The sequence below is a fragment of the Streptomyces sp. NPDC005648 genome (assembly GCF_040605395.1).
Classification (GTDB): domain Bacteria; phylum Actinomycetota; class Actinomycetes; order Streptomycetales; family Streptomycetaceae; genus Streptomyces.
Genome location: NZ_JBEXCS010000076.1, coordinates 1 through 26,604 on the forward strand (window position 1 = coordinate 1; position 26,604 = coordinate 26,604).

Annotated in this window: 20 protein-coding genes; 9 read left to right on the plus strand and 11 right to left on the minus strand. The window is 71.2% G+C overall.

Going from position 1 to position 26,604, the window contains the following annotated elements:
- Nucleotides 1-162 precede the first annotated feature (162 nt).
- The 3 genes from ABZT17_RS33130 (at nucleotide 163) to ABZT17_RS33140 (ending at nucleotide 2,401) form a co-directional block, all read left to right on the plus strand.
- Nucleotides 163-813, plus strand: a complete 651-nt coding sequence (locus tag ABZT17_RS33130) for a helix-turn-helix domain-containing protein (RefSeq protein ID WP_356354365.1) — start codon at nucleotides 163-165, stop codon at nucleotides 811-813.
- 10 nt (nucleotides 814-823) lie between these two features.
- Nucleotides 824-1,165, plus strand: a complete 342-nt coding sequence (locus ABZT17_RS33135; RefSeq protein WP_356354367.1) for a hypothetical protein — start codon at nucleotides 824-826, stop codon at nucleotides 1,163-1,165.
- A 102-nt stretch (nucleotides 1,166-1,267) separates the two neighbouring features.
- Nucleotides 1,268-2,401 carry an NlpC/P60 family protein gene (locus ABZT17_RS33140; RefSeq protein ID WP_356354369.1) on the plus strand — a complete coding sequence of 378 codons (1,134 nt, stop codon included), beginning with the start codon at nucleotides 1,268-1,270 and terminating at the stop codon, nucleotides 2,399-2,401.
- Here the strand turns inward: ABZT17_RS33140 and ABZT17_RS33145 are convergent.
- Genes ABZT17_RS33145 through ABZT17_RS33165 form a run of 5 tightly spaced genes read right to left on the minus strand, consistent with a single transcriptional unit; the run spans nucleotide 2,374 to nucleotide 8,046 of the window.
- Nucleotides 2,374-3,627 (minus strand): styrene monooxygenase/indole monooxygenase family protein, encoded by a 1,254-nt coding sequence (locus ABZT17_RS33145; protein WP_356354372.1) that lies wholly within the window; start codon nucleotides 3,625-3,627, stop codon nucleotides 2,374-2,376. The genes ABZT17_RS33140 and ABZT17_RS33145 overlap by 28 nt on opposite strands.
- 25 nt (nucleotides 3,628-3,652) lie before the next feature.
- Nucleotides 3,653-4,228, minus strand: a complete 576-nt coding sequence (locus ABZT17_RS33150; protein WP_356354448.1) for an ATP/GTP-binding protein — start codon at nucleotides 4,226-4,228, stop codon at nucleotides 3,653-3,655.
- Between the two features lie 58 nt (nucleotides 4,229-4,286).
- Nucleotides 4,287-4,697: a DUF742 domain-containing protein gene (locus ABZT17_RS33155; protein WP_356354374.1), complete on the minus strand. Its 411-nt coding sequence runs from the start codon at nucleotides 4,695-4,697 to the stop codon at nucleotides 4,287-4,289.
- Entirely contained in the window at nucleotides 4,694-5,197 is a 504-nt protein-coding gene (locus tag ABZT17_RS33160) for a roadblock/LC7 domain-containing protein (RefSeq protein WP_356354376.1), read from the minus strand. The genes ABZT17_RS33155 and ABZT17_RS33160 overlap by 4 nt, the downstream gene beginning before the upstream one ends.
- Entirely contained in the window at nucleotides 5,194-8,046 is a 2,853-nt protein-coding gene (locus ABZT17_RS33165) for a nitrate- and nitrite sensing domain-containing protein (protein ID WP_356354378.1), read from the minus strand. Before ABZT17_RS33165 ends, ABZT17_RS33160 begins: the two co-directional genes overlap by 4 nt.
- Nucleotides 8,047-8,427: 381 nt before the next feature.
- Between ABZT17_RS33165 and ABZT17_RS33170 the strand changes: the two genes are divergently transcribed.
- Nucleotides 8,428-9,231, plus strand: coding sequence for a protein phosphatase 2C domain-containing protein (locus ABZT17_RS33170; protein ID WP_356354380.1), 804 nt, complete (start codon nucleotides 8,428-8,430; stop codon nucleotides 9,229-9,231).
- Between the two features lie 16 nt (nucleotides 9,232-9,247).
- On the opposite strand, the gene ABZT17_RS33175 is transcribed toward ABZT17_RS33170, so the two are convergent.
- Nucleotides 9,248-9,739, minus strand: coding sequence for a MarR family transcriptional regulator (locus tag ABZT17_RS33175; protein WP_356354382.1), 492 nt, complete (start codon nucleotides 9,737-9,739; stop codon nucleotides 9,248-9,250).
- Nucleotides 9,740-9,943: 204 nt separating this feature from the next.
- Here ABZT17_RS33175 and ABZT17_RS33180 point away from each other — a divergent pair, with 204 nt between their 5' ends.
- Nucleotides 9,944-10,768: a lysozyme gene (locus tag ABZT17_RS33180; RefSeq protein ID WP_356354384.1), complete on the plus strand. Its 825-nt coding sequence runs from the start codon at nucleotides 9,944-9,946 to the stop codon at nucleotides 10,766-10,768.
- A 63-nt stretch (nucleotides 10,769-10,831) separates the two neighbouring features.
- Here ABZT17_RS33180 and lon read toward each other — a convergent pair whose 3' ends face one another.
- The 5 genes from lon to ABZT17_RS33205 all read right to left on the minus strand — a co-directional run bounded on the left by lon (nucleotide 10,832) and on the right by ABZT17_RS33205 (nucleotide 19,564).
- Nucleotides 10,832-13,252, minus strand: a complete 2,421-nt coding sequence (lon, locus tag ABZT17_RS33185; protein WP_356354385.1) for an endopeptidase La — start codon at nucleotides 13,250-13,252, stop codon at nucleotides 10,832-10,834.
- A gap of 503 nt (nucleotides 13,253-13,755) precedes the next feature.
- Complete coding sequence (locus ABZT17_RS33190) at nucleotides 13,756-14,568, minus strand: rhomboid-like protein (RefSeq protein WP_356354387.1); 813 nt, start codon at nucleotides 14,566-14,568, stop codon at nucleotides 13,756-13,758.
- A 220-nt stretch (nucleotides 14,569-14,788) separates the two neighbouring features.
- Entirely contained in the window at nucleotides 14,789-15,211 is a 423-nt protein-coding gene (locus ABZT17_RS33195) for a hypothetical protein (protein WP_356354389.1), read from the minus strand.
- The gene (locus ABZT17_RS33200) at nucleotides 15,208-15,582 is read right to left on the minus strand and encodes a hypothetical protein (RefSeq protein ID WP_356354391.1); all 375 of its coding nucleotides are present in this window, start codon (nucleotides 15,580-15,582) and stop codon (nucleotides 15,208-15,210) included. The genes ABZT17_RS33195 and ABZT17_RS33200 overlap by 4 nt, the downstream gene beginning before the upstream one ends.
- 76 nt (nucleotides 15,583-15,658) lie before the next feature.
- Nucleotides 15,659-19,564 (minus strand): AAA family ATPase, encoded by a 3,906-nt coding sequence (locus tag ABZT17_RS33205; protein ID WP_356354393.1) that lies wholly within the window; start codon nucleotides 19,562-19,564, stop codon nucleotides 15,659-15,661.
- A 176-nt stretch (nucleotides 19,565-19,740) separates the two neighbouring features.
- On the opposite strand from ABZT17_RS33205, the gene ABZT17_RS33210 reads away from it, so the two are divergent.
- The 4 genes from ABZT17_RS33210 (at nucleotide 19,741) to ABZT17_RS33225 (ending at nucleotide 26,564) form a co-directional block, all read left to right on the plus strand.
- Nucleotides 19,741-20,454, plus strand: coding sequence for a spermidine synthase (locus tag ABZT17_RS33210; RefSeq protein WP_356354395.1), 714 nt, complete (start codon nucleotides 19,741-19,743; stop codon nucleotides 20,452-20,454).
- A gap of 133 nt (nucleotides 20,455-20,587) precedes the next feature.
- Nucleotides 20,588-21,325: a response regulator transcription factor gene (locus ABZT17_RS33215; protein ID WP_356354397.1), complete on the plus strand. Its 738-nt coding sequence runs from the start codon at nucleotides 20,588-20,590 to the stop codon at nucleotides 21,323-21,325.
- Nucleotides 21,322-22,443: an ATP-binding protein gene (locus ABZT17_RS33220; protein ID WP_356354399.1), complete on the plus strand. Its 1,122-nt coding sequence runs from the start codon at nucleotides 21,322-21,324 to the stop codon at nucleotides 22,441-22,443. The genes ABZT17_RS33215 and ABZT17_RS33220 overlap by 4 nt, the downstream gene beginning before the upstream one ends.
- 305 nt (nucleotides 22,444-22,748) lie before the next feature.
- The gene (locus tag ABZT17_RS33225; protein ID WP_356354401.1) at nucleotides 22,749-26,564 is read left to right on the plus strand and encodes a multifunctional oxoglutarate decarboxylase/oxoglutarate dehydrogenase thiamine pyrophosphate-binding subunit/dihydrolipoyllysine-residue succinyltransferase subunit; all 3,816 of its coding nucleotides are present in this window, start codon (nucleotides 22,749-22,751) and stop codon (nucleotides 26,562-26,564) included.
- The last annotated feature ends 40 nt before the right edge of the window (nucleotides 26,565-26,604 follow it).

Here is a 26,604-nt window from a genome sequence, read left to right on the forward strand (position 1 = left end):
TGCGGTCGCGAGGGTGTCCAGGTTGTTCGTCACACAACGATCTTGGACACCCTCGTTCACGTCTCTACGGGCACCCCTTGGAATCGATCATCTAGGCGCTACACAAGCCCCCACCCACCCGCAGCTGCGCCGCAGGCCTGCGGACGGATTACCCTGCGCTACATGACCCCGGCCGCAACCCCCGCCTACCGCCGCCTCAGCGTCGAAGAACGCCGCACCCAGCTCCTCGACGCCGCCCTCACCCTCTTCGCACACCGCGCCCCCGAAGACGTCTCCCTCGACGACGTGGCAGAAGCAGCCGGAGTCTCCCGCCCCCTCGTCTACCGCTACTTCCCCGGCGGCAAGCAACAGCTCTACGAAGCCGCCCTCCGCTCCGCCGCCGAAGAACTCCAGCACTGCTTCGACGAGCCCCGCGAGGGCCCCCTCCTCCCCCGCCTCGCCCGCGCCCTCGACCGCTACCTCGCCTTCGTCGACCAGCACGACGCCGGCTTCAGCGCCCTCCTCCAGGGCGGCAGCGTCGTCGAGACGTCCCGTACGACCGCCATCGTCGACGGCGTACGCCGAGCCGCCGCCGAACACATCCTCAGCCACCTCGAAGTGCCGGACCCGGGCCTACGCCTCCGCATGACCGTCCGGATGTGGATCACCGCAGTGGAAGCCGCGTCCCTCATCTGGCTCGACGAGGACAAGCAACCCCCCCTCGACGAACTCCGCGACTGGCTCGTCGACCAGTTCGCGGCCGTCCTCTCGGTCACCGCGACCCGCGACCCCCAGACCGCCGCACTGGTCCAGGCCCTCGCCGAGGATGTCTGACACTGGTCCCGTGAAGAGCGAAGACACCCCCTTCGAGGGAGGCCCCATGGACGGCCGCGTACTCCCCGTCCTCCTGGGCCCCACCGGCCACCCGCCCAAGATCTACCGTATCCCGGTCCCGGCCCCCTCCCCCGACGGCACCCCCACCGTCCTGATCTACCGTCGCACCCCCCGAGGCCACAGCAAACGCCTGGGCATCCCCCGGGGCTGGAAGTACGAGTACGACCCGACAGGCAAGGACACCGGCCGCCTCAAATGGCCCTGGTCCAAACCGGACGCCGCTCCGGACAACGCTCCGGACGCCACTCCAGACGCCACGCCGACCGGCAAGCCCGACGACCCCACCGAGTGAGCCGCTTACGCCGATCCGCGCACACCCGACGCGCGAAAACCCCGCGCCCCCCACAAGCTCACGGTGCGGAGCAGAGAGCCTGCCCGCACCGGAGGTGACGACATGTCAGGAAGGCTCCTGCGTCTGGTCTGCACGACAGCACTGGCAGCAGGCACAGCCCTCACCCCCCTCACAACCGCAACCGCGACTCCCTCCGCAACTCCAACCGCACCACCCCCTACCCCCACCGCCACCCTCACCCCCACCCCCACCCCCACCCCCACCCCCGGCAACCGCACCGTCCCCCAACTACTGACAGATCTCCAAACCCTCTACCGCCAAGCCGAACAAGCCACCGAGACCTACAACGCCACAGAGGAGAAGCTGAGGAGACAACAAGCCCGGACAGACCACCTGGACCAGGAACTCGCCCGCACCCGCCTCTCCCTCGACAACAGCCGAACCGAAGCCGGCCGCCTGGCCCGCCAGCAGTACCAGAACAGCACGGACATCTCCCCGTACGTCCGCCTCCTCCTGGCCAGAAACCCCCAACAGGCCCTGGACGAAACACACGTCATCGGCCAACTCGCCCAGGACCGCGCCGAAACGGTGGGCCGCCTCACCGGCACCGAGAAGAAGGCCGCCGACCTGGCCCGCGAGGCCCGCAAGGCGCTAGACGCCCAACTCACCCTCGCCGAACGCCAGAAGAAGAACCGCGACGACGTACAGCAACGCCTCGAGAACGTGGAGGCACTCCTGGCCTCCCTCACCCCCGACCAGATCTCCGCGCTGGCCGCGTTGGAGAACACCCAAACCGAAGAGGCACAACACCGGCTGACCACGTCCGGCGCGCTGGGCGACGACGCGCGCGAACCGTCCCGCGAGGGCGACCGAGCCGTACGGTACGCCGTGCAGCAGCTGGGGAAGCCGTACGAATGGGGCGCCGAGGGCCCGGCGTCGTACGACTGCTCGGGGCTGACGTCCCAGGCCTGGGGCCATGCCGGCACCCGGATCCCCCGCACCAGCCAGGAGCAGTGGGCGCAGCTCCCCAGGGTGTCCCTGAAGCAGCTGCGCCCCGGCGACCTGGTGGTCTACTTCCCCGAGGCCACGCACGTGGCGATGTACCTCGGGGACGGCAAGGTGATCCAGGCCCCGCGCACCGGCGAGACGGTCAAGGTCTCACCGATCGCGACGTACCCCATCCTGGGCGCCGTGCGACCGGACGGCGATCACGCGCCGGTGACCGACCCGAGGTAGGCCTCGGTCTTCTCGGGCTCGTAGAAGAAGTTCTCGAAGTCGGCCGGGTTGTCGAAGCCGTTGGCGAACCGGTCCGCCACCGGCGGGAGCTGGCCGGCCGCGCCGATCAGGTTGAGGATGTGCTCCGGCGGCGGGGACAGCATCGCGTTGGTCCACTTGGTGACGTGCTGGGCCGTCTCCCAGTACCGCTCGAACGTGGCCCGCATCCAGACCTCGTCGAACTCCTTCTCGCCGTTGTCGAGGATGGAGGCGAGGTACGAGGCGGCGCACTTGGACGCGGAGTTGGAGCCCTGCCCGGTGATCGGGTCGTTCGCGACCACGACGTCGGCGACGCCCAGCACCAGCCCCCCGCCGGGCAGCCGTCCGACCGGGTTGCGCACGGTCGGCGCGTAGCGCCCGGCCAACACCCCGCCCGCATCGGTCAGTTCGACCTTCGTGGCCCGCGCGTGCTCCCAGGGAGTGAACCTCTCCATGAGTTCCAGGGTCAGGGAGAGGTGCTCCGCCGGGTCCTTGACGCCGTTGAAGACGTCGAGCGGGCCGCCGGGTATGCCCTCCCAGAACAGGATGTCGGCGCGTCCGGAGGTGGTCAGCGTCGGCATGACGAACAGCTCGCCGACGCCGGGCACCAGATTGCACCGCACCGCCTCGAACTCCGGGTGCTCGGCACGCGGGCCGAGACCGTGGACGTACGAGACGGCCAGTGCCCGCTGCGGCTCGGCGTAGGGGGAACGCGACGCGTCCCGGCCGAACATGGACACCAGCTCGCCCTTGCCCGCCGAGACCAGGACGAGGTCGTACGTACGGGAGAAGTAGTCGAGGTCGGAGACCGCCGCGCCGTGGATGACCAGCTGGCCGCCGCGCTGGGCGAAGGTCTCCATCCAGCCGGCCATCTTCACCCGCTGGTCGACCGACTGCGCGTACCCGTCGAGCCTGCCCACCCAGTCGATGGCCCGGGCGGCCGGGCCCTCGCCCCAGGAGCCCGGGGCCGCGACCGAGACGCCGAGTCCTTCGATCTTCGGGGCCTGGGACTCCCAGAAGTTCAGCTGGAGATCGCGCTCGTGCTGCAGTGCGGTGTGGAACATGCACTGCGTCGACATGACCCGGCCGGAGCGGATCTCGTCCGCGGTCCGGTTGGACATCAGGGTGACCTCGTACCCGTGCGACTGGAGTCCGAGGGCGAGCTGGAGACCGGACTGGCCGGCTCCTACGACGAGTATCTTCCGCATACGGGTGGTGGCTCCTAAGTCGCGACTACTCGGGGGTTTCGTCCAGCGCGTGGGCGACCAGTGACAGCAGCGTCTCGATCACCGGGATCCTCCGCCGCGCATCCATGATCATTACAGGGATGTGCGCCGGGATCGTCAACGCCTCCCGCACGTCCTCCGGTTCGAACCGCTCGCTGCCGTCGAAGTGGTTGACCGCGACGACGTACGGCAGTCCGCAGCTCTCGAAGTAGTCGAGCGCGGGGAAGCAGTCCCTGAGGCGGCGGGTGTCGGCCAGGACGACGGCCCCGATCGCACCGCGTACCAGGTCGTCCCACATGAACCAGAACCGCTGCTGGCCCGGCGTGCCGAACAGGTAGAGCACCAGGTCGTCGTCGAGCGTGAGGCGGCCGAAGTCCATGGCCACGGTGGTGGTCAGCTTGCCGGGTGTGGCGGTGAGGTCGTCGGTGTCCTCGCTCGCCTCGGTCATCAGCGCCTCGGTCTGCAGGGGCGTGATCTCCGAGACGGCGGTGACGAGGGTCGTCTTGCCGACACCGAAGCCTCCCGCCACCACTATCTTCGTCGCGACTGGGGCGCGGGTGCGGTCCGTCTGCCAGGCCTTCAGGTCCGCTTCGGTGTCCTCGAAGGCGGTGTCCGCGAAAGCGGCGTCCGTGACGGTGTTTCTAAAGGCGACGGAGTCCACTCAGCACCCTTTCCAGCAGAGCGCGGTCGGGACGGCCCGTACCGTGACCGGTCCCGGTGCCGTACACACGGATCTTTCCCTGGTCCGCGAGGTCGCTGAGCAGGACCCGGACCACGCCGAGCGGCATCCTCAGCAGCGCGGCGATCTCGGCCACCGTGCGCATACGGCGGCAGAGTTCGACGATGGCCTGCATCTCGGGCATCACCCGGACGCTGAGGGAACTGTTCGTGAGTTCCCTGCGCTCCTCGGGGGCTTCCAGGGCGGCGACGAAGGTCTCCACCAGCAGGACATGGCCGAAGCGGGTACGGCCGCCGGTGAGCGAGTAGGGGCGGACGCGGGCGGGTTTGCGGTCCCCGCCGCGGACGGGAAGCTTCTTCGGCTTACTGCTCACTGGGCGCTCCCGGCGGACCGCTGCTCCAGGGACTGGCGTAGTTCGCTGCGCAGTTCGGGGGTCAGGACATGGCCGGCGCGGCCGACGAAGAGCGCCATGTGGTACGCCACCACGCTCATGTCGCAGTCCGCGGCACCGTGCACACCGAGCAGCGAGCCGTCGCTGATCGACATCACGAACAGGCTGCCCTCGTCCATCGCGACCATCGTGTGCTTCACCGGGCCGGAGTCCATCAGTCTCGCGGCGCCGATGGTCAGGCTGCCGATGCCGGAGACGATGGTGGCGAGGTCGGCGGAGGAGCCCCGGGGGCCCCTGGTGGTGCGGGACTGTGCCTGCCGGGCCTCGTCGTTTCGGCCCGGGTCGGAGGAGAGCAGCAGGAGGCCGTCGGATGAGACGACCGCCACTGATTGGATGCCCGGCACCTCCTCGACCAGGTTCGTCAGCAGCCAGTGCAGGTTACGGGCTTCACTGCTCAGTCCGAAGGTACTGGGCGCGGTCAACTGCTTGCCTCCTCGACTGTGCCCCCCGTGGCTTCTTCGGATGGAGATGATTCTGTGGCGGGTGCCTTGGTCTGGCCTGTCCGTTCGGCGATCTCCGCCTGTACGTCGCGGTAGCCGGCGACCGCGCCGCGGCGGAAGCCGCCGAGTCTGCGGCGGAGGGCTTCCGCGTCCACGGAGCCGGTCCGCCTGGGTTGGTCCGACGGGGGTGCGGTGATCCTGGGGGTGCGTTTGGGCAGGCCCTTCGCGGTGACGGGCTCCTCGTCGGGCACGCGGGTGTGTTCGGCCTCGGAGTGGCCCTCGGCCGCCTGCGGCTCGGGTTGGGGCTCCGGGTCGGGGCGGGTGTGGGACTCCGCCGGCTGGGGCGGGATGAGCAGTTCCATCGTCGTCTCGGCCGGCAGCGGCTCAGGTGCCTGCGACGGCTCCACGGCGGCCTCGACCGACCCGGTCTCCTCGGCCGCCGTCGGTTCCTCGTGCTCCGGCCTCACTCGTACGGCGTCACTCGCCCCTACGGCGCCGCCCTCCCCCGGGGCGTCGCTCCCCCGTACCGTCTCCCTCTCCTCCGGGGCCTCCCCGGGAACCCCGTCCTCGGTGTCCCTCCCCCGCACGGCCCGCTCCGCCAGCGCCACCAGTGGGTCGGGGGAGGACGGGCGGCCGGGCAGGGTGTTCGAGTTGGCCTCCGCGTCCGCTCCGGGGAGGGAGTAGGCGGGCGTGGCGCCCGGGAAGCGGGACGAGGAGGCGGAGGGGACCGCGGCGGACGGGGCGGGGGCCAGCAGGGGCTGGGGCAGGACCATCACCGCGGCCACCCCGCCCTGCTTCTGCTCGCGCAGCTGCACGCGGACGCCGTGCCGGTGGGCGAGGCGGGCGACGACGTAGAGGCCGAGGCCCAGGCCCTCCTCGCCCTCCTGGTCGTAGGGGGACTCGGGGTCGAAGTCGGTCAGGCGGGTGTTGAGGCGGACCATGCGGTCGGGTGCCATGCCGATGCCCTCGTCCTGGACGGAGAGCATGACCTCGCCGCTCTCCAGCAGCCAGCCGGAGACCTCGACCGGCATGTCGGGAGGGGAGAAGGAGGTCGCGTTCTCCATCAGCTCGGCCAGCAGGTGCGAGAGGTCGTCGGCCGCGAAACCCGCCACATGGGCGTGCGGGGGGAGGGCGGCGATACGGACGCGCTCGTAGCGTTCGATCTCGCTGACCGCCGCCCGGACCACGTCCACCAGCGGGACGGGGCCCGCGTGCTGCTGGACGTGCTCGGTGCCGGCGAGGACCAGGAGGTTCTCGCTGTGACGGCGCATGACCGTGGCGAAGTGGTCGAGCCTGAAGAGGGTGGCGAGCCGCTCCGGGTCGTGTTCGCGCTCCTCCAGCCCCTCGATGACCGTCAGTTGACGCTCGATCAGGCCGAGGGTGCGCAGGGACAGATTCACGAAGGTGCCGCCGATGCTGTCCCGCAGACGGCCCAACTGGGCGGCCGATTCGGCGAGTTCGGCGCGCAGCTCCTCACGGGCGTCGGCCATCTTCTGGCGCTGCCCGACCAGGTGCTTGCGGTCGGCCTCCAGGGTGGCGATGCGCTCGTGCAGGGCGGCGGCGTGCGCGTGCAGGGCGTTGACGGAGCGGACGGTCTGGGCGAACTCGTCGTTGCGGCCGGTGAAGGTGATGGGCTCCTCGGCGGCCGGGTCGGGGGCCTGGGCCAACCGGGCCGAGCCTCGGCGCAGCACGGACAGGGGCCGGGTCAGGGAGCGGGCCATCGCGGTCGAGATGCCGATCGCCACCAGCATCAGCGCGCCCAGCACCGCGATCCGGATCTCCAGCGCGGTGACGTCGTCGTCGCGGAGCTTCGCGAGGTCCTTGGTGCGGTGGTCGTAGAGGGCGGACTCGACACCGCGCATCATGTCGACACGGGCGGAGAGCGCGGCGTCGAGCTTGGTCGCGCCGGTGTCGAGTTCGGAGTCGCTCAGGGTCGGCTGGTCGGTGAGGGAGGCCAGGTACTTGTCGGCCTGGTTGACCTCGGGGCCGGTGACCGTGGAGTCGTACGACGTGTCGGCCGCGTCGGTCGCGCTCTCGCGGAAGTCGGCGAGGGCCGCGTCGGAGCGCAGCCTGGCCTGCTGGGCGGCGGCGGTCAGGGCGTCGCGGGTCCTGGTGTCGGCCGCCGAGGAGGTGGTGGTCGTGCTCGTCAGACCGGTGAGGGGGTTGGTGACGGTCTGGGTGGTGCGGGGCACCGCGAGGGCGGCGAGGAGCAGGCCGCGGGCGGCTGCCGACTGCTGTACGGCGGAGTCGAGTTCGGCGAGGGCGTGGGCACCGCCGCCGGCCCGGGCCGGCATCCGTTCGGCGAGTTGCTCGGCGAGCCGGTGCAGGCCGGTGATGGCGGTGGAGTAGGCGTCGTGTGCCTGCAACGCGCTGCTCTGGCCGGTGAGCGCGGAGCGGCGCAGGCTCTGGATGCCGTCGAGGTCGGCGCGCAGGGCGGCGGAGATGTCGGTGTCGGCGCGCAGGTCGTCGACCTGACGGTCGACGCGGGCGCTGTGCTGCTCGGAGGGGGCCTTGGACTTGGCGCGGCCGGCCGCGATGTACGCCGTGACGTCGTCCCGCTCGTCGGCGAGCGAGTGGGCGAGGGCCAGCGCGTCCTGGGTCTGCCCGGCGAGTGTCACGAGGTCCTGGGAGTCCTTGAGCCGGCCGGAGGCCGTGAGGACGGAGGGTGCTCCGGCGCCCGCGACGGCGGCGGCGACGACGGCCACGGCGACGATGAGCCGGTTGCGTACATGAGTGGGCCGGCCCTTGCCGGTGACGGGGCCGGGGGTCTGCTCCGAACCCCCTGCGGGGGCCGTCTGCTTGCCTGTACGACGAGGCCGCCTCTTCTGCACCGGTGCTCGCATTCCTGACTCGTGATACTCGTGGGCCCGGGTGACGCTCCGTCAACTTCCGTCGACCGTGCGCATAACACTCCGTACGGGTCCCGACCCTCCCAACTCCCTCGGGCGGTGGCCGTGCATCACCTGACCCGCCACCCGAAGGAGTGAACATCCAAGGAGAGCGGCCGGGCAAGTTCCTCCGGCCTTTGCGACGGCCTTGCCGGGCAGGCCGGTTGGACGTCTGCGCCGGGCGATGGGAGTATGTGCCGCCACGCCTTCCCGGAACATCGGATTCCACCCCAAACCAGGCGTCTGACCTGCGCGAGTACGCCAATTCGGCGACCGATGCCAGCCTTTGGTGAAGGCCGTGAAGACGTCGTGCAGACTGGCCGAATGCGTACGGAACTTGTTTCGGAGCCGGGCGATCCGTCCCGCCCCAACGAGGACTTCGCCGCCGTTGCCCTGCCCGCTTCGGGCCAGGGCGGCACGGTGGTGGTCCTGGACGGGGTGACTCCGCCGCGCGGCGAGACGGGCTGTCTGCATTCCGTCCCCTGGTACACGGCCCGCCTGGGCGGTGCGTTGACCGAACTGACCGTTTCCCTCCCGGATGTTCCGCCGGCTGAAGCGCTTTCCCGTGCCATCACGCGTACCGCTCAGGCACATACGCAAACCTGTGACCTTTCTCACCCACGCACCCCACAGGCCACAGTGGTCATGGCGCGCTGGAGCCAGGAGTCGGTCGACTACCTGGTCCTGTCCGACTCGGCCCTGCTGCTGGAGTCGCCGGACGGCGCGGTGACCGCCGTACTGGACGACCGGCTCTCCCGCCTCCCGCGTGCCTCCCTGGCCACGGACGCGATCGTCGACTCGACGGTCCGCAACAAGGAGGGCGGCTTCTTCACGGCGGCGGCGGATCCGGCGGTGGCGGCGCGCGCGGTGACGGGGACGGTGCCACGCGGCGAGGTGAGGGCGCTGCTGGCGCTCTCCGACGGGGCGGCACGCTGGGTGGAGAAGTTCCACGAGGGCGACTGGGCGGACTGTCTGCGCCTCGTCCGCGAGGAGGGCGCCGCGGCGCTGGTGCACAGGGTCCGCGCGCTGGAGCGCGCCGACGCCGGGACCCGCACCCATCTGCTCCGGAGCAAGACCCACGACGACGCGACGGCGGTGTACGCGGAGCTGCCCGCCACCCGCGGCTGACCCGGCCAGAAGGTCCCTATCGCTCCATCACACGGTTCAACTGCCCCAGCAGCCGGGCCAGTTCCGACACCTCTCGGCGGTCCCAGTGGGCCAGCTGGCTGACGTACCGCCCGCGGCGGGCCTCCCGGACCTTCGCGACGCGGTGGTGGCCCTCGGCCGTGAGGTGCACCAACCATGCCCGGCCGTCGGCGGGGTCGGGCTCGCGGGCGACGAGCCCGAGGTCCTCCAGGGCGCGGAGCTGCCGGGACATGGTGGCCTTGCCGACACCGATGTAGGCGGCCAGCTCCGTGGCCCGCTGACGGCCGCACTCGTCGAGCCGGACCAGCAGGCCGTACGCCGCCGACTCCAGGTCGGGGTGGACCTCGCGGGCCATCTCGCCCTGGCTGGCGCGGGCGCGCCGCAGCAGGACCGTGAGTTCGCGCTCCAGGGACAGATACTCCTGGTCGGCACCGCTCGGTGCCGTAGGTGAGGAGTGTCGTGCTTCGTCCCCGTTTCCGCCTTCGTGCACGTCAACCCCTGTCTCGGATCACCCGGTCCGGTTTCCCGGTGCTGAAAGTTTCCGCCCGACGCGGTCATCGCCGCAGCTCCACAAGTATTTCGCAGGGCTAGACCAACGGCAGCCTCCGCCCCCTCTTCACACCCCTTCTTCTACGTGCGTAGCTTCTTCATCGTCTCCCCCCACCGAGCATCACCGAGCCTTCGGAGGCACGTCATGCCCGTGCACAGACCGAACCCGCTCCGCCACCGGCGCCCCTTGCTCGCCGGACTCCTGCTCGCCGTCCTCTCCCTCTCCCTCACCCTCACCGCTCCGGCCGACGCGGCGACCGCGCCGGCCCGCGGCTCCGCCCACCTGGGCATGGGCGTCCTCGCCCACGACGGCCGGGACGGCACGCCCACCGTCGCCGCGGCCACCCAGACCGAGGGCGTGGACGTCTCGAGCCATCAGGGCAACGTCGCCTGGTCGACCCTGTGGAGCAGCGGGGTCAAGTGGGCCTACACCAAGGCGACCGAGGGGACGTACTACACCAACCCCTACTTCGCCCAGCAGTACAACGGCTCCTACGACGTCGGCATGATCCGCGGCGCATACCACTTCGCCACCCCCGACACCACCAGCGGCGCCACCCAGGCCGACTACTTCGTCGACAACGGCGGCGGCTGGTCCAGGGACGGCAGAACGCTCCCGGGCACCCTCGACATCGAGTGGAATCCCTACGGCGCCGAGTGCTACGGCAAGTCCCAGAGCGCGATGGTCGGTTGGATCGCCGACTTCCTCAGCAGGTACAAGGCGCGCACGGGCCGGGACGCGGTGATCTACACGGCGACGAGCTGGTGGAGCGACTGCACCGGGAACTACGGCGGTTTCGCGTCGGCCAACCCCCTGTGGATCGCCCGCTACGCCTCCGACGCGGGGACGCTGCCCGCCGGATGGTCGTACTACACGATGTGGCAGTACACCTCCTCCGGCACGACGGTCGGCGACCACGACAGGTTCAACGGCGCACTGGACCGCGTACAGGCACTGGCGAACGGCTGACGTGCGGCGAAGGCCCGGGCCTCCCTCACGGGACCCGGGCCTTCGCCTGTCCGGCCGCGTCCGTCACGCCGCGACCGGAACCTCCGGCCTCGCGTCGTCGGTGGCGGGCGCGAGGGCCAGTTCGAGGACCTGGCGGACGTCGGTCACGGCGTGGACGTCGAGCTTGTCCAGGACCTCCGCGGGGACGTCGTCCAGGTCGGGTTCATTGCGCTTGGGGATGATGACGGTCGTCACCCCTGCGCGATGCGCGGCGAGGAGCTTCTGCTTCACGCCGCCGATGGGCAGGACGCGGCCGGTCAGGGAGACCTCGCCCGTCATCGCCACGTCCGTGCGGACCAGCCGTCCGGACAGCAGCGACGCCAGGGCCGTCGTCATCGTGACGCCGGCGCTCGGACCGTCCTTGGGCACCGCGCCCGCCGGGAAGTGGATGTGCACACCGCGGTCCTTCAGGTCCGCGACCGGCAGTTCCAGTTCCGCGCCGTGCGAGCGCAGGAAGGACAGCGCGATCTGCGCCGACTCCTTCATCACGTCGCCCAGCTGGCCGGTGAGGGTCAGACCCGCCGCGCCCGTCTCCGGGTCGGCCAGCGACGCCTCGACGAACAGCACGTCGCCGCCCGCGCCGGTCACCGCGAGACCCGTCGCCACACCCGGGACCGCCGTACGGCGCTCGGCCGGGTCCTGTGCCGACTCCGGCACATGGTGCGGACGGCCGATCAGGGCACGCAGATCCTCGTCCGTGATGGTGAACGGCAGCTCCCGGTCGCCCAGTTCGTGCTGTGCCGCCACCTTGCGCAGCAGCCTGGCGATCGAGCGCTCCAGGGTACGTACGCCCGCCTCGCGTGTGTACTCGCCGGCGAGCTTGCGCAGGGCGCTCTCGGCCAGGGTCACCTCGTCCTTGTCCAGGCCCGCCCGCTCCAGCTGGCGCGGAAGCAGGTGGTCACGGGCGATGACGACCTTCTCGTCCTCCGTGTAGCCGTCCAGCCGGACCAGCTCCATACGGTCGAGCAGGGCCTCCGGGATGGCTTCGAGCACGTTGGCCGTCGCCAGGAACACCACGTCGCTCAGGTCGAGTTCGACCTCCAGGTAGTGGTCCCGGAAGGTGTGGTTCTGCGCCGGGTCGAGGACTTCGAGGAGCGCCGCGGCCGGGTCGCCGCGGTAGTCGGAGCCCACCTTGTCGATCTCGTCGAGCAGGACGACCGGGTTCATGGAACCGGCCTCCTTGATGGCCCGCACGATACGGCCGGGCAGCGCGCCCACGTACGTACGGCGGTGGCCACGGATCTCCGCCTCGTCGCGGACGCCACCGAGGGCGACGCGGACGAACTTGCGGCCCATCGCGTGCGCGACGGACTCACCCAGCGAGGTCTTGCCGACGCCGGGCGGACCGACGAGGGCCAGTACGGCACCGCCGCGCCGGCCGCCGATGACGCCCAGGCCACGGTCCGTACGGCGCTTGCGCACCGCCAGGTACTCGGTGATCCGCTCCTTCACGTCCTCCAGGCCCGCGTGCTCGGCGTCCAGGATCGCCTTGGCGCCCTGGATGTCGTACACGTCCTCGGTCCGGTCGCTCCAGGGGAGCTCCAGGACGGTGTCCAGCCACGTCCGGATCCAAGAGCCCTCGGGCGACTGCTCGGAGGACCGCTCCAGCTTGTCGACCTCCTTCAGCGCCGCTTCCCGCACCTTCTCCGGCAGGTCGGCGGCCTCCACACGGGCGCGGTAGTCGTCGGACTCCTCGGCCGCGTCCTTGGAGTCGCCGTTCAGCTCGCGCAGTTCCTTGCGGACGGCCTCCAGCTGGCGGCGGAGCAGGAACTCGCGCTGCTGCTTGTCGACGCCCTCCTGGACGTCCTTCGCGATGGTCTCGGCGACGTCCTGCTCGGCGAGGTGGTCGCGCAGGTGCTGGGTGGCGAGCTTGAGCCGGGCCACCGGGTCGGCGGTCTCCAGCAGTTCGATCTTCTGCTCGGTGGTCAGGAACGGCGAGTAGCCGGAGTTGTCGGCCAGTTGGGACACGTCGTCGATGGCCTGAACGCGGTCCACGACCTGCCAGGCGCCGCGCTTGCGCAGCCAGGCGGTGGCAAGTGCCTTGTATTCCTTGACGAGTTCGGCGACCTGGCCGGGCAGCGGCTCGGGCACCGTCTCGTCGATCCTCGTCCCCTCGACCCACAGTGCCGCGCCCGGTCCTGTGGTGCCGGCGCCGATCTTCACACGGCCGCGACCGCGGATGAGGGCGCCCGGGTCACCGTCGGCCAGCCGGCCGACCTGCTCGACGGTGCCGAGCACGCCGGTGCTCGGGTAGGTGCCGTCGATGCGCGGAACCAGCAGGACCTTCGGCTTTCCCGGTTCGGACCGGGCGGCGGCCTGGGCGGCCTCCACGGCGGCACGCACATCGGTGTCGTTCAGGTCCAGCGGAACGACCATTCCGGGCAGCACGACCTCGTCGTCGAGCGGCAGCACAGGCAGAGTGAGCGGTGTGGACGTCGAAGCCATGATCTCCCCTTCGGCATTCAAGTTGAGCTATGCCGACTCAATGCGTGGCGCTCCGCTGATGTTCCCGGGATGGCGTTCGCTGTGAGCGATCGCCCACTGAACTGCACATTCACGGCTCCCGCCGCCCCCCAACCCGACTGTCCCCCTGAATCCCCCAACCCCTCACCCTTCACCTTTCATCCTCAAACACCGGACGGGCTGAAGGGACGCGGCTTGTTCAGGGGGAGCGAGAACGACAGCCCGGAGCGGAGGCTCAGCATCCATCCCGGAGGCGGCAAGGGAGTTGGGCGGCGCCGGGCCGGGCGGGACGGAAGGGGCGGGCGGAGCGGCATGACTCGGAGGGGGGTGGGGCGCAGAAGACCAGGCGGCCGTGGCTCGGATGGCGTGGCCGCGCGCAAGGTTGGCGGCACGGGCCCGCAAGGGCTGAGCGCAGAAGCCCCAAATGGCCACGGCGCGGAAAGCGCGGGCGCGGCTTGGCCGAGCGGCGCAGAAGCGTGGGACGGCTAGGGGGTCTGGGGGTGGGGGTGGTGCTGGGTGGGTTGCTTGGTGTGGGCTTGGTGCCAGTGGCGGACCGTCGGCCAGCAGGACACGCCTATCGCCAGCGAGATCAGGTGGCCCCAGTTGGTCATGGGGTCGGTGAAGGCGATCAGGTCCTCGACCAGCATGCCGCCGAACAGAAGGAGCATGGGCCGGCGCAGCCACGGGGTGAGCAGTCCGGCCAGGGCGCCCACGCTGGAGGCGACGCCGAAGCTGATGCCGTAGTCGAGGCGGTGCAGGGAGGTGTGGGGCAGGTCGCCGAAGAGGACGCCGAGGCCCACCGCCCCCTCGGTCACGAGGGTGGCGAGGACATGGCCGAGGAGGAAGACCACGGCCGTCCGGGCGCCGCCTATACGTCGTTCCAGGGCGGTCAGGACGAGCAGGAAGCAGAGGACGTACGGCGACGCCAGGCCGCCCGCGACCCACAGGGCGCTGGCGAGCAGGACCAGCACGGGGGTGCGGATCAGATGGGCCACGTCCGTGCTGGAGCCCTGATGGAGGGCGTAGACGAGGGAGGGCGAGGCGTAGGTGGTGATCAGCGAGGTGACGACGAGGACGGCGGCGAATCCGAAGGTGAAGGGTGTGCCGGTGGGGGTGGGGAGGATGCGCCACGGGCGGAGCCGGAGGCCGGCGAGGCGCCCCACGGACTGTGCCGGTGCGGCCGACGAGGGTGCCGGCGCCGTTCTGACGCGCTGGCGGGGCAGGCCGTCCAGCAGTCCGGAGACCTCGGGAAGGGGCCCCGCCAAGGGCTTGGCGTCGGCCGTCGCGGCGTGTTCCACAGTGGGGGGCTCCTTCCGTTCGCAACCCCACCTTTCGGGGCCACACGGGCCACTGTCTATGACCGACGCCACGCATCGGGCGATTCTCAGCAACCTCTAAGCGAAGACTCAGGACCCGCCGGTTCATTCCCAGGAGGGCAAGGGAATTCAAAGGAAACGGGGGCGGTTCGGGCACCGAAGCGGAGGTCGCCGACGGTCACTCACGGTCTCTGCCGGTCGCTCACGGCCTCAAGAGGGTCACCTCCCTGGCGTGTGCCGCCTGCGTCGCCGGGTCCCAGTCGCCCGTGCAGTAGACGGACGCCTCGCTGATCGCGCCGTCCCTGATCTCGGCGCGCATCAACTCCCGGCAGTACCAGGTGCCTTGCTCGTCCTCCCAGCTCTCCTCGAACTCCAGCACAAGGCCGGTCGCGGTGGCGTCGACCCGATGGCGCGGAACGGTGCCGAGGAAGGGATGGCTGCGGCGGCGTGCGGCGACGACCTCCTCCCGGCCCTGCGCCTGGAGGCGCCACTGGGGGACGGTGAAGTCGAGGAACACATCGTCCGTGAACAGCCCGTCAGGGGCGGTGTTGGTCTCCAGGAACCGTACGAAGAGGTCGGCCAGTTCCCGGACTCGGGTGTCGGTGGTGTGCGCGAGAGTGGTCATGACGAGGCTCCCGCGAGGTTGTGGCCGATGACCTCCATCGTGCGGTTCAGTTCCGCCGTGGGGCTGAACTCGACGATCTCGGTGCCGGCGAAGACGAGCGGGAGGTGACCGGGTGCGCCGTAGTAGGCGTCACCGGCGTGGAAGACCTCGTCGTGGTCGGCGTAGCGGAGGACGAGCTTGCCGGCGAGGACCTGGCCCCAGTGCGGGCACTGGCACCGGTCGTCGGGCAGGCCCCGGAACAGCGGCGCCGGGTCCATGTCCTCCTTCACGGTCTCGTAGCCGACGGTGTACGGACCGACCTGCGCGTAACGGCCCTCGATGACCGGCTCGTCCACCTGGAGCTCGGCCTCGGCCTTGGATGTGCGGGGCATGGTGTCCTGCCTCTCTCCGTGGTTCGTTCGTCATGGAGAAGGCGTGAGATCGGGCGGCACGGTGTGAGACGGCCCCTCACAGGCGCCAGGGAGGCGGCCGCTCCGGCTGGTAGACACAGAGGGTGCCGGTCCGCACGGCGGTCCCCAGATGCCGGCCGAGCTCGGGGTGGACCTCGGCGATCCGGCGTACCGCGGCCCGGATACGAGCGGTGACGGTGGTACGGGCCCGCTCGACCGGCGATCCCGTACGACGGACCCGGCCGCCGATGCCGTACGCGGCCGCGAGCTGCGCGACGAGGGCGTCCCGCTCCACGGCCGCCCGCTCCGACCGCCCGGCGTCCCCCGACGCGTCCGCGTCCCGGGCCTCGTCCTCCAGCTCCCGCAGCCTGCGCCGGTAAGCGGCCCGGGCGGCGGCGTCGACGACCTCGCCGGCATCACCCTGCGGATGAAGCCCCGGACCGAGCCCGCCGCCCTGCCCGCTTCCGCGGGAGGCACCGGGGGCCCCGGGAGACGCCAGCTCCACGGCGGGCACCGGCGTGCCGGGCCGAGCGAGCAGCACGGCGAGATCACGCAGCCCCTTGCTGTCGGGAAGACGCACGTCACGACCGGCGTAGCGGAGGTGCCAGAAGGGGCCTTCATGACGGAAGAGGGCGGGGTCGGGAGCGGGGGTCGGGGCATCCGCGGGCGCGGATTCGGGACCTGGGACCGCCGTCATGCCGGTGCCTGTGCCGGCGCGCACACCCGTGCCCCTGCCCGTGCCCGTGCCCCTGCCCATGCCCATGCCCATCTCCGCATCGGCACCCCCACCCCCACCCCGCTCCTCCTCCCCCCTCTCGCCCCGGATCCGCTCCGTCAGTGCCACCGCGCCCGCCGCCTCGGCCGCTCGCAAGGCCGTGGTCCGGTGGCGGTCGGCCCGGTCCGGGTCCCCCATGGCCGCCGCCAGCAGGGCGAGGTGACGGTCGACCGGGCCCCGTACGGCCGCGCCGATGCCCTCCACCGCGAACAGGCCGGCGTACGGGGCGAGGAGGTCGTACAGCGCGGGTGCCGCCGGATGGGATTGCATGGCGGCCACCGTCTCCGCGGCCTGCGCCAGCATCGGGAGCCACTCGCTGTCCCGGGTGGCGCCGCCGAGACGCGGTGCGACGGCGGACAGACGGCGCGCGGCCTCGTCGTGGTGGCCGAACTGGGTGGCGAGCAGGGCGAGGGTGACGCGGGGCCAGAGCATGGGCGAGTGTTCGAGAACGGCTGCCTCGGACCGTATGCGCTCCAGTCCCGTGAGGTCGTCCGTCTCGGTGTAGAGGCACCAGCGCTGGGTGACGGCGAGCAGGGCGGCGTTCGCGCTGCCGGAGCGCCGGCCCAGCTCCTCGACTTCGTCGAGCGCGGCCGAGCAGTCCTGGAACCGGCCTTCCATCAGCGCCCGGGTGCCGCGCCACAGGGGTACGTACCAGGCGTACAGGGGGCGCCTGAGCGGTCGTACGACGGCCTCGTACGCCGCGGCCTCGACGTCGGCCTCGGCGAACGCGCCCGTCTCCATGAACGCGACCAACCGGAGCCGCCGGCCGAGGAGTTCGAGGACGGGATCGCGGAGTTCGCGGGCGGTGGCGACGATCTCCGCGGACCAGGTGAGCCGGTCACGGCAGTGGTCGGGGCCGGGACGGGCGTCGCAGAGGGCGGCGAGCGCGGTGGCCAGTGTCGCCGGGTCCCCGACCTCACGGGCGAGCGCCAGGGCCTCCTCGGCAAGCGCGAGCCGCCCCGCCTCGGGTTCGAGAAGCCCGGCGGCAAGGGAGAGCCGAGCGGTGACGGCGGCACGCAGGGCGAGGGGGGAGGGAGGACCGGGTCGGCGCAGGGAGCCGGAAAACCTCCGCACACCGGAGAGGGCCGAGGCTACGAGAGGGCGCGCGTCGTCAGGACGAGGCCCGGCACCGGAGCGACCCGGACGCCCGGGCCGCCCCGACTGAGCACTACGCCGCCCCATCCGGGCAGAACGGCCCCACTCGGCGTCGGAGAAGTCCGGCTCGGCGTTGGCGCGCACGCGGTCCGACCAGACGGAGCCGTCCGGTTGAGCAGTGCGACGACCCGACCGGCCGGGTTGGTCCGGCCCAGCGGCGACACGGTTCCGGTCGGCTTCGGAGAAGTCCGGGTCGGCTTGGGGATTCTCCGGATGAGCAGGGCGGGCCGGTTGGATGGCGGGGGCGGGGGCGGAGTCATTCGGGGTGGCGGACGGGCGGCCTATATCGGCGGGGCGGTGTGGATCGGGCTCGGGGTGGTTCGGCTCGGGGTGGTTCGGCTCGGCGTGGTTCGGCTCGGGGTGGTTCGGCTGGGCGTCGGTGCGGTTCGGGGCGGGGGTGAGTGCGGTCCGTGCCTCGGTCAGCAGGTTGACCTGCTCGCGGTCCTCCAGGTCCACCTCGAAGCCGACGGGGCCGGTGCCGAGCCCGAGCGCGGCCCGTGCCAGCAGGTCCGGCCGGTCCACCTCCCGTGCCATCCCCGCCGCCGTGAGCAACGCGTCCCGAGCGGCCTCCCGCTCACCGGCACCCAGCCGCGCCGCACCGAGCCCGAGCAGCAACTCGACCAGTTCGACCCGGTCGCCCCCCGCCCGCGCCGCACCCCCGTCGACCTGCCCGGTCCCGCGCCCGCCGGCCGCACCCGGTGCTCCACCACCCCCCACCCCCAACGCCTCCACCGCCCGTTCGTACCACCGGGACGCGTCCTCGAAGGCGAACATCGCCTCGGCCCGGGTCGCGGCCTCGTGGGCGTACGCGGCGGCGCGGCTCGCGTGGTCCGGGCCGGACAGCAGCAGGTGGTGGGCGACCTCCGCCGGGGCGGTGTCGCGGCCCCGGCGGGCGTAACCGGCCAGGACATCGGCGACCGTGTGATGGAGCGCCGTCCGATCGGCGAAGCCCAGGGTGTCGTAGACCGCGTCCCGCAGCAGGTCATGGCGGAACGCGCCCCGATCCGCGCCCACCTCCGCCAACAACCCCGCGGCGGCGGCCTCCCCCAACAGCGACCGCACCTCCCCCAACGGCACCTCCGCCCCCTCCGCCAACACGTCCAGCCGGAAACGGGTTCCGAGCACCGCGGCCACGTCCAGCACCCGCCGGGCCCGCGGGGTGAGGTCGGCCAACCGATCGTCCACGGCGGCCCGAACGGCACCCGGAGGAACCCCGGCACCGCCCCTCTCCCCCGCCCGCTCACCCCAACTCCCGGCCCGCAGCAGCTCGGTGACGAAAAAGGCGTCGCCACCGGTCCGCCGTACCAGAGCCCGTACCTCCCCCGACTCCGGCACCGCCCCCGTCACCGCCTCGACCAGCGCGGCCACATCCCTCTCCGCCAGCGGCCCGACCCCCAAGGCCCGCCCCCGCCGCAACAACTGAGCCCAGACCCGCCCCCGCCCCACCGGGCCGTCGCCCCTCCCCCCGTCCGGCACCCCCTCCCGCCACGCCACCTCCTCGTCCCGCGCCGTCCCCAGCAACAGCACCGGCATCGTGCGGGCCGCGTCCGCCGTCTCCAACAGGAGGCGCAGGGACGACGCGTCGGCCGCGTGGACGTCGTCCAGGATCAGCAGAAGAGGCCGGCGGCGAGCGGCCGTGGCGAGGAGTTCGGCCACGTCCGCGGTCAGGCGCAGACGGGCCGCCTCGGGGTCGGCGCCGTGCAGGACACCGGGACCCGCCCCGGACACCAGCGCCCGCAGCGGCGGCGACGCGGCGACCAGCCGGCCGCAGGCCGCGTCGTCGGCGACCAGTTCGCGCAGCGGCCGGGACCAGGGGCGGAAGGCACGGCCCACGGTCTCCGGCGGGCACCAGGTCCAGAGGGTGCGGAAGGCGCCCGCCTGGGCGGCGACCTCCTCCGCCGCACGGGTCTTGCCCGCCCCCGCGGGCCCCGTCAACGTGACCAGTCCGCCCCTGCCGGCCGCCGCACGCCCCAGCGCCCCGCGCAGCTCACCCAGCACGTCCTCGCGTCCCACGAACGGGTATTCCGCGGCCATACAGCCACCACCCCGCACTTCTCGACGAACCCGCCGAAACCTCGCTGCTCCGAGCCTAGGCACCGTCGGCGGACCGCGCGAGGCACGCGAGCCCCACCGCCCGCCGGGCACCGCCGGGCACCGCCGTCGCCCGTAATTCCCCCAGCCGCCCACCCCGATTCATGCAGGATGAACCCATGACCGCCACGCCCTCCACGCCCGCCGGGACCTACGGCCCCGACGCCTGTGACCATCCCGTCGTCCTGGACCGTCGCGAAGGCCCCTACGGCGAGATCGTGCTGCGGCGGCACGGGGAGTTGCTGCAGATCATCGCCAACGGGTGCTTCCTGATGGACACCTCGGACGGGCGTTCCGAGCGGTTGCTCGTCGACGCGGCACTGGGTGCCCTGGACGACCGACCGGAGCCGAACGTGCTGATCGGAGGCCTCGGTGTCGGCTTCTCGCTCGCACACGCGGCCGGGAATCCGAGGTGGGGCGCCATCACCGTCGTAGAGCGGGAACCGGCCGTCATCGACTGGCACGAGCGGGGGCCGCTGTCCGAGATGTCGGCCGATGCCCTCGCCGATCCCCGCACCCACATCACGGAGGCGGATCTCGTCGCACATCTCCGTGAGACATCCGCCACTTACGACGCACTCTGCCTGGACATCGACAACGGTCCCGACTGGACTGTCACCGACGGCAACGAAGGGCTGTACTCGGCGGCCGGACTCGCAAGCTGCGCAAGGGTGTTGAAACCCGGCGGGGTACTCGCCGTGTGGTCGGCGCGGCCCTCTCCGGAATTTGAAGGAACACTCTGGAATGCCGGGTTCCAGCGGGTGCGTACCGAAGAGATCCCGGTTGCCCGGGGCGTTCCCGACGCCGTGCACCTCGCCGTCCGACCTGGATAGCCGAAGCGCGGTTACTCCCCGTACTCTGCTTCCCGGACGCGGATCATTCAAGCGTCAATCGCAAGCATGCGCAGGCACTGCCAGTCAGCGGAATGACCCCCACACATTCCGGAAAGCAACTCAGGGGCGGGCGATGGAGCAGACCCACACATCCCACAACGGCACGACGGCGACCGCGGGCGCGCAGCGCCGGGTCCTGGTGGTCGAGGACGACCCGACCATCGTGGACGCCATCGCGGCCCGCCTGCGTGCCGAGGGTTTCCTCGTGCAGACCGCGGGCGACGGCCCGGCCGCCGTGGACACCGCCGAGGCCTGGCAGCCGGATCTGCTGATCCTCGACATCATGCTGCCCGGCTTCGACGGTCTGGAGGTCTGCCGGCGCGTGCAGGCCGCCCGTCCGGTGCCGGTGCTGATGCTCACCGCGCGCGACGACGAGACCGACATGCTGGTCGGACTCGGGGTCGGCGCCGACGACTACATGACCAAGCCGTTCTCCATGCGGGAGCTGGCCGCGCGGGTGCATGTCCTGCTGCGGCGGGTGGAGCGGGCGGCGCTGGCCGCCGCGACGCCGAGAAGCGGCATCCTGCGGCTCGGCGAGCTGGAGATCGACCACGCGCAGCGGCGGGTGCGGGTCAGGAGCGAGGACGTGCACCTCACGCCGACCGAGTTCGACCTGCTCGTCTGCCTCGCCAACACGCCCCGCGCGGTGCTCTCGCGGGAGCAGCTGCTCGCCGAGGTGTGGGACTGGGCGGACGCGTCCGGCACGCGGACGGTGGACAGCCACATCAAGGCGCTGCGCCGGAAGATCGGCGCCGAGCGGATCCGCACGGTGCATGGTGTGGGCTACGCGCTGGAGACCCCGACGCCATGAGCGGCGGTCCGGCCGCACGGAGAGGCCCCGGGGAGCAGGAGCCCTGGGGAGGTCTGCGCCCGTTCTCCATCAAGACGAAGCTGGGCGCACTGGTCGTCATCGCGGTCCTCATCACCACCGGCCTGATGATGATCGCGATGCGCACCGCGACGGAGCTGCGCTTCATCACGGTCTTCTCGATGATCGCCACGCTGCTGATAACGCAGTTCGTGGCCCATTCGCTCACCGCGCCGCTGGACGACATGAACGCGGTCGCCGGGGCCATCTCGCACGGCGACTACACCCGCCGGGTGCGGGAGAACCGGCGGGACGAGCTGGGCGACCTGGCGCAGACGATCAACCGCATGGCGGACGACCTGGAGGCCCAGGACCGCCAGCGCAAGGAGCTGGTGGCGAACGTCTCGCACGAGCTGCGCACGCCCATCGCGGGGTTGCGCGCCGTGCTGGAGAACATCGTGGACGGGGTCACGACCGCCGATCCCGAGACCATGCGCACGGCCCTGAAGCAGACCGAGCGGCTGGGCCGGCTCGTGGAGACGCTGCTGGACCTGTCCCGCCTGGACAACGGCGTCGTACCGCTGAGGCAGCGGCGCTTCGAGGTGTGGCCGTACCTGTCGGGCGTCCTGAAGGAGGCCAACATGGCCGTGCCCGCGCGTGCGGGCATCGCCTCGGGCTCCGGCAGCAGCACGCGTACGGACGTCCATCTGCACCTCGACGTCTCGCCGCCGGAGCTGACCGCGCACGCGGACCCCGAGCGCATCCACCAGGTAGTGGCGAATCTCATCGACAACGCGGTCAAGCACAGCCCCGCGCACGGCCGTGTGGTCGTGAAGGCACGCCGCGGCACTCTGCCCGAGTCGCTGGAGCTGGAGGTCCTCGACGAGGGCCCCGGCATCCCGCGCTCGGAGTGGCACCGCGTGTTCGAGCGGTTCAACCGGGGCGGGGCCGGCGCGTCGAACGGACACGGCGGACATGGCGGCGACGGCGGTACGGGCCTCGGGCTCGCGATCGCCCGCTGGGCCGTCGATCTGCACGGAGGCCGGATCGGAGTGGCCGAATCCGAGCGTGGCTGCCGGATTCTCGTCACTCTTCCGGGAGAGACATCCGTTCAAAGTTGACGTAAAGTCCGAACCGGAGCCTCAAGATCCACCTGTGCTCGCGGGCCGGAACCGCCGACAGACACGTGTGATCAGGAACACGCCCGCAGGCCGTGCCTGCAGGGCTTACGTCCGCACACCCGCGGAAGAGTCAACTCGTAGCGGAACCACGCTTGTTTCCCGCCAAAACCACGCCCGAAACGCGCTTTCCGATGTGACTTACGCGACGATGACCTTGCTCGGCCTGACCTACCCGGCCATGGGGGCGTAGCCTTTATTCCCGCTGTCCATCACCTTGTGAGAAGCGGAAGAGGGCGGTTGCCGCCGTGTCGCCACAGTCCCCCAGTAACTCGAGCATCTCGACCGACGACCAAGCCGGGAAGAACCCCGCAGCTGCGTTCGGTCCCAACGAGTGGCTCGTCGACGAGATCTATCAGCAGTACCTCCAGGACCCGAATTCGGTAGACCGAGCCTGGTGGGACTTCTTCGCCGACTACAAGCCGGGAGCGGCCGCCGCCTCGGCTCCGGCGGGTACTGCGGCCGCGGGGGCCGCAGGGACCGGCACAGCGGCTCCTACGGCGCCTGCCGCGCCCGCCCCTGCCGCCTCCGTCCCCGCGCCGGCCCAGGCCGCCCCCGCGGCGCCGAGGCCCGCGGCCGCCGCTCCGGCGCCCGCGGCCGCTCCGGCTCCCGCTCCGGCCGCCGCCAAGCCCGCCGCGCCCGCCCCCGCCGCGAAGCCCGCCGCCAAGGCGGCGCCCGCGGCCGAGGCCGCCGACGGCCCGGAGCTGGTGACGCTGCGCGGCCCCGCTGCCGCCGTCGCGAAGAACATGAACGCCTCGCTGGAGCTGCCGACCGCCACCTCGGTCCGCGCGGTCCCGGTGAAGCTGCTGTTCGACAACCGCATCGTCATCAACAACCACCTCAAGCGCGCCCGGGGCGGGAAGATCTCCTTCACGCACCTGATCGGCTACGCGATGGTGCAGGCCATCAAGACGATGCCGTCGATGAACTGGCACTACGCGGAGAAGGACGGCAAGCCCACCCTCGTCAAGCCGCCGCACGTCAACTTCGGCCTCGCCATCGACCTGGTGAAGCCGAACGGTGACCGCCAGCTCGTCGTCGCCGGCATCAAGAAGGCCGAGACGCTGAACTTCTTCGAGTTCTGGCAGGCCTACGAGGACATCGTCCGCCGCGCCCGTGACGGCAAGCTGACGATGGACGACTTCTCCGGCGTCACGGTCTCCCTGACCAACCCGGGCGGCCTCGGCACCGTGCACTCCGTGCCGCGTCTGATGCCCGGCCAGTCGGTGATCATGGGCGTCGGCTCCATGGACTACCCGGCCGAGTTCCAGGGCACCAGCCAGGACACCCTCAACAAGCTCGGCATCTCGAAGGTCATGACGCTCACGTCGACCTACGACCACCGGGTCATCCAGGGGGCCGCCTCCGGCGAGTTCCTGCGGATCGTCGCCAACCTGCTGCTCGGCGAGAGCGGCTTCTACGACGAGATCTTCGAGGCGCTGCGCATCCCCTACGAGCCGGTCCGCTGGCTCAAGGACATCGACGCCTCGCACGACGACGACGTCACCAAGGCCGCCCGTGTCTTCGAGCTGATCCACTCCTACCGGGTCCGCGGCCACGTCATGGCCGACACCGACCCCCTGGAGTACCGCCAGCGCAAGCACCCCGACCTGGACATCACCGAGCACGGCCTCACCCTCTGGGACCTGGAGCGCGAGTTCGCGGTCGGCGGCTTCGCCTCCAAGTCGATGATGAAGCTGCGCGACATCCTCGGCGTGCTGCGCGACTCGTACTGCCGCACCACCGGCATCGAGTTCATGCACATCCAGGACCCCAAGCAGCGCAAGTGGATCCAGGACCGGGTGGAGCGCCCGCACTCCAAGCCGGAGCGCGAGGAGCAGCTGCGCATCCTGCGCCGGCTGAACGCGGCGGAGGCCTTCGAGACCTTCCTGCAGACCAAGTACGTCGGCCAGAAGCGCTTCTCCCTGGAGGGCGGCGAGTCCGTCATCCCGCTGCTGGACGCGGTGCTGGACTCGGCCGCCGAGTCCCGTCTGGACGAGGTCGTCATCGGCATGGCCCACCGCGGCCGGCTGAACGTTCTCGCCAACATCGTCGGCAAGTCGTACGCCCAGATCTTCCGCGAGTTCGAGGGCAACCTCGACCCGAAGTCGATGCACGGCTCCGGCGACGTGAAGTACCACCTCGGCGCCCAGGGCACCTTCACCGGCCTGGACGGCGAGCAGATCACCGTCTCGCTGGCCGCGAACCCCTCCCACCTGGAGACGGTCGACCCGGTCATCGAGGGCATCGCCCGCGCCAAGCAGGACATCATCAACAAGGGCGGCACGGACTTCACCGTCCTGCCGGTCGCCCTGCACGGCGACGCGGCCTTCGCGGGCCAGGGCGTGGTGGCCGAGACCCTGAACATGTCGCAGCTGCGCGGCTACCGCACCGGCGGCACGGTCCACATCGTCATCAACAACCAGGTCGGCTTCACCGCGGCGCCCGAGTCCTCGCGCTCCTCGATGTACGCGACCGACGTGGCCCGCATGATCGAGGCCCCGATCTTCCACGTGAACGGCGACGACCCGGAGGCCGTGGTCCGTGTCGCGCGGCTGGCCTTCGAGTTCCGCCAGGCGTTCAACAAGGACGTGGTGATCGACCTCATCTGCTACCGCCGCCGCGGTCACAACGAGTCGGACAACCCGGCCTTCACCCAGCCGCTGATGTACGACCTGATCGACAAGAAGCGCTCGGTGCGCAAGCTGTACACCGAGTCCCTGATCGGTCGCGGCGACATCACCCTGGAAGAGGCCGAGCAGGCCCTCCAGGACTACCAGGGCCAGCTGGAGAAGGTCTTCACGGAGGTCCGCGAGGCCATCACGGCCCAGCAGGGCACCGGTCCGGTCTCGGACCCGCAGGCCGAGTTCCCGGTCGCCGTGAACACCGCGATCTCCACCGAGGTCGTCAAGCGGATCGCCGAGTCCCAGGTCAACATCCCGGACTCCTTCCACGTACACCCGCGTCTGCTGCCGCAGCTGCAGCGCCGGGCGGCCATGGTCGAGGACGGCACGATCGACTGGGGCATGGGCGAGACGCTGGCCGTCGGCTCCCTCCTCCTTGAGGGCACCCCGGTCCGCCTCTCCGGCCAGGACTCCCAGCGCGGCACCTTCGGCCAGCGCCACGCGGTCCTCATCGACCGCGAGACGGGCGAGGAGCACACCCCGCTCCAGTACCTCGCCGAGGAGCAGGCCCGCTACAACGTCTACAACTCCCTGCTCTCCGAGTACGCGGTCATGGGCTTCGAGTACGGCTACTCGCTCGCCCGGCCCGACGCGCTCGTGCTGTGGGAGGCGCAGTTCGGCGACTTCGTCAACGGCGCGCAGACGATCGTCGACGAGTACATCTCGGCGGCGGAGCAGAAGTGGGGGCAGACGTCCGGCGTCACCCTGCTCCTCCCCCACGGCTACGAGGGCCAGGGCCCGGACCACTCGTCCGCGCGCGTGGAGCGGTTCCTGCAGCTCTGCGCCCAGAACAACATGACGGTGGCCATGCCCACGCTCCCGTCGAACTACTTCCACCTCCTGCGGTGGCAGGTGCACAACCCGCACCACAAGCCGCTGGTGGTCTTCACCCCGAAGTCGATGCTGCGCCTCAAGGCCGCCGCGTCGAAGACGGAGGAGTTCACCTCGGGTCAGTTCCGCCCGGTCATCGGGGACTCCACGGTCGACCCGGCCGCGGTCCGCAAGGTCGTCTTCGTGGCGGGCAAGCTGTACTACGACCTGGAGGCCGAGCGCACCAAGCGCGGTGCCACGGACATCGCGATCGTCCGCGTCGAGCGTCTGTACCCGCTGCCGGGTGCCGAGCTCCAGGCGGAGATCGCCAAGTACCCGAACGTCGAGAAGTACCTGTGGGCCCAGGAGGAGCCGGCCAACCAGGGCGCCTGGCCGTTCATCGCCCTCAACCTGATCGACCACCTGGACCTGGCGGTCGGCGCGGACGTCCCGCACGGCGAGCGCCTGCGGCGGATCTCCCGCCCGCACAGCTCGTCCCCGGCGGTCGGTTCGGCCAAGCGCCACCAGGCCGAGCAGGAGCAGCTGGTGCGTGAGGTGTTCGAGGCGTAACCCGCTCTCGAAGGCGGTACATGACCGGGCCGCGCCCCTC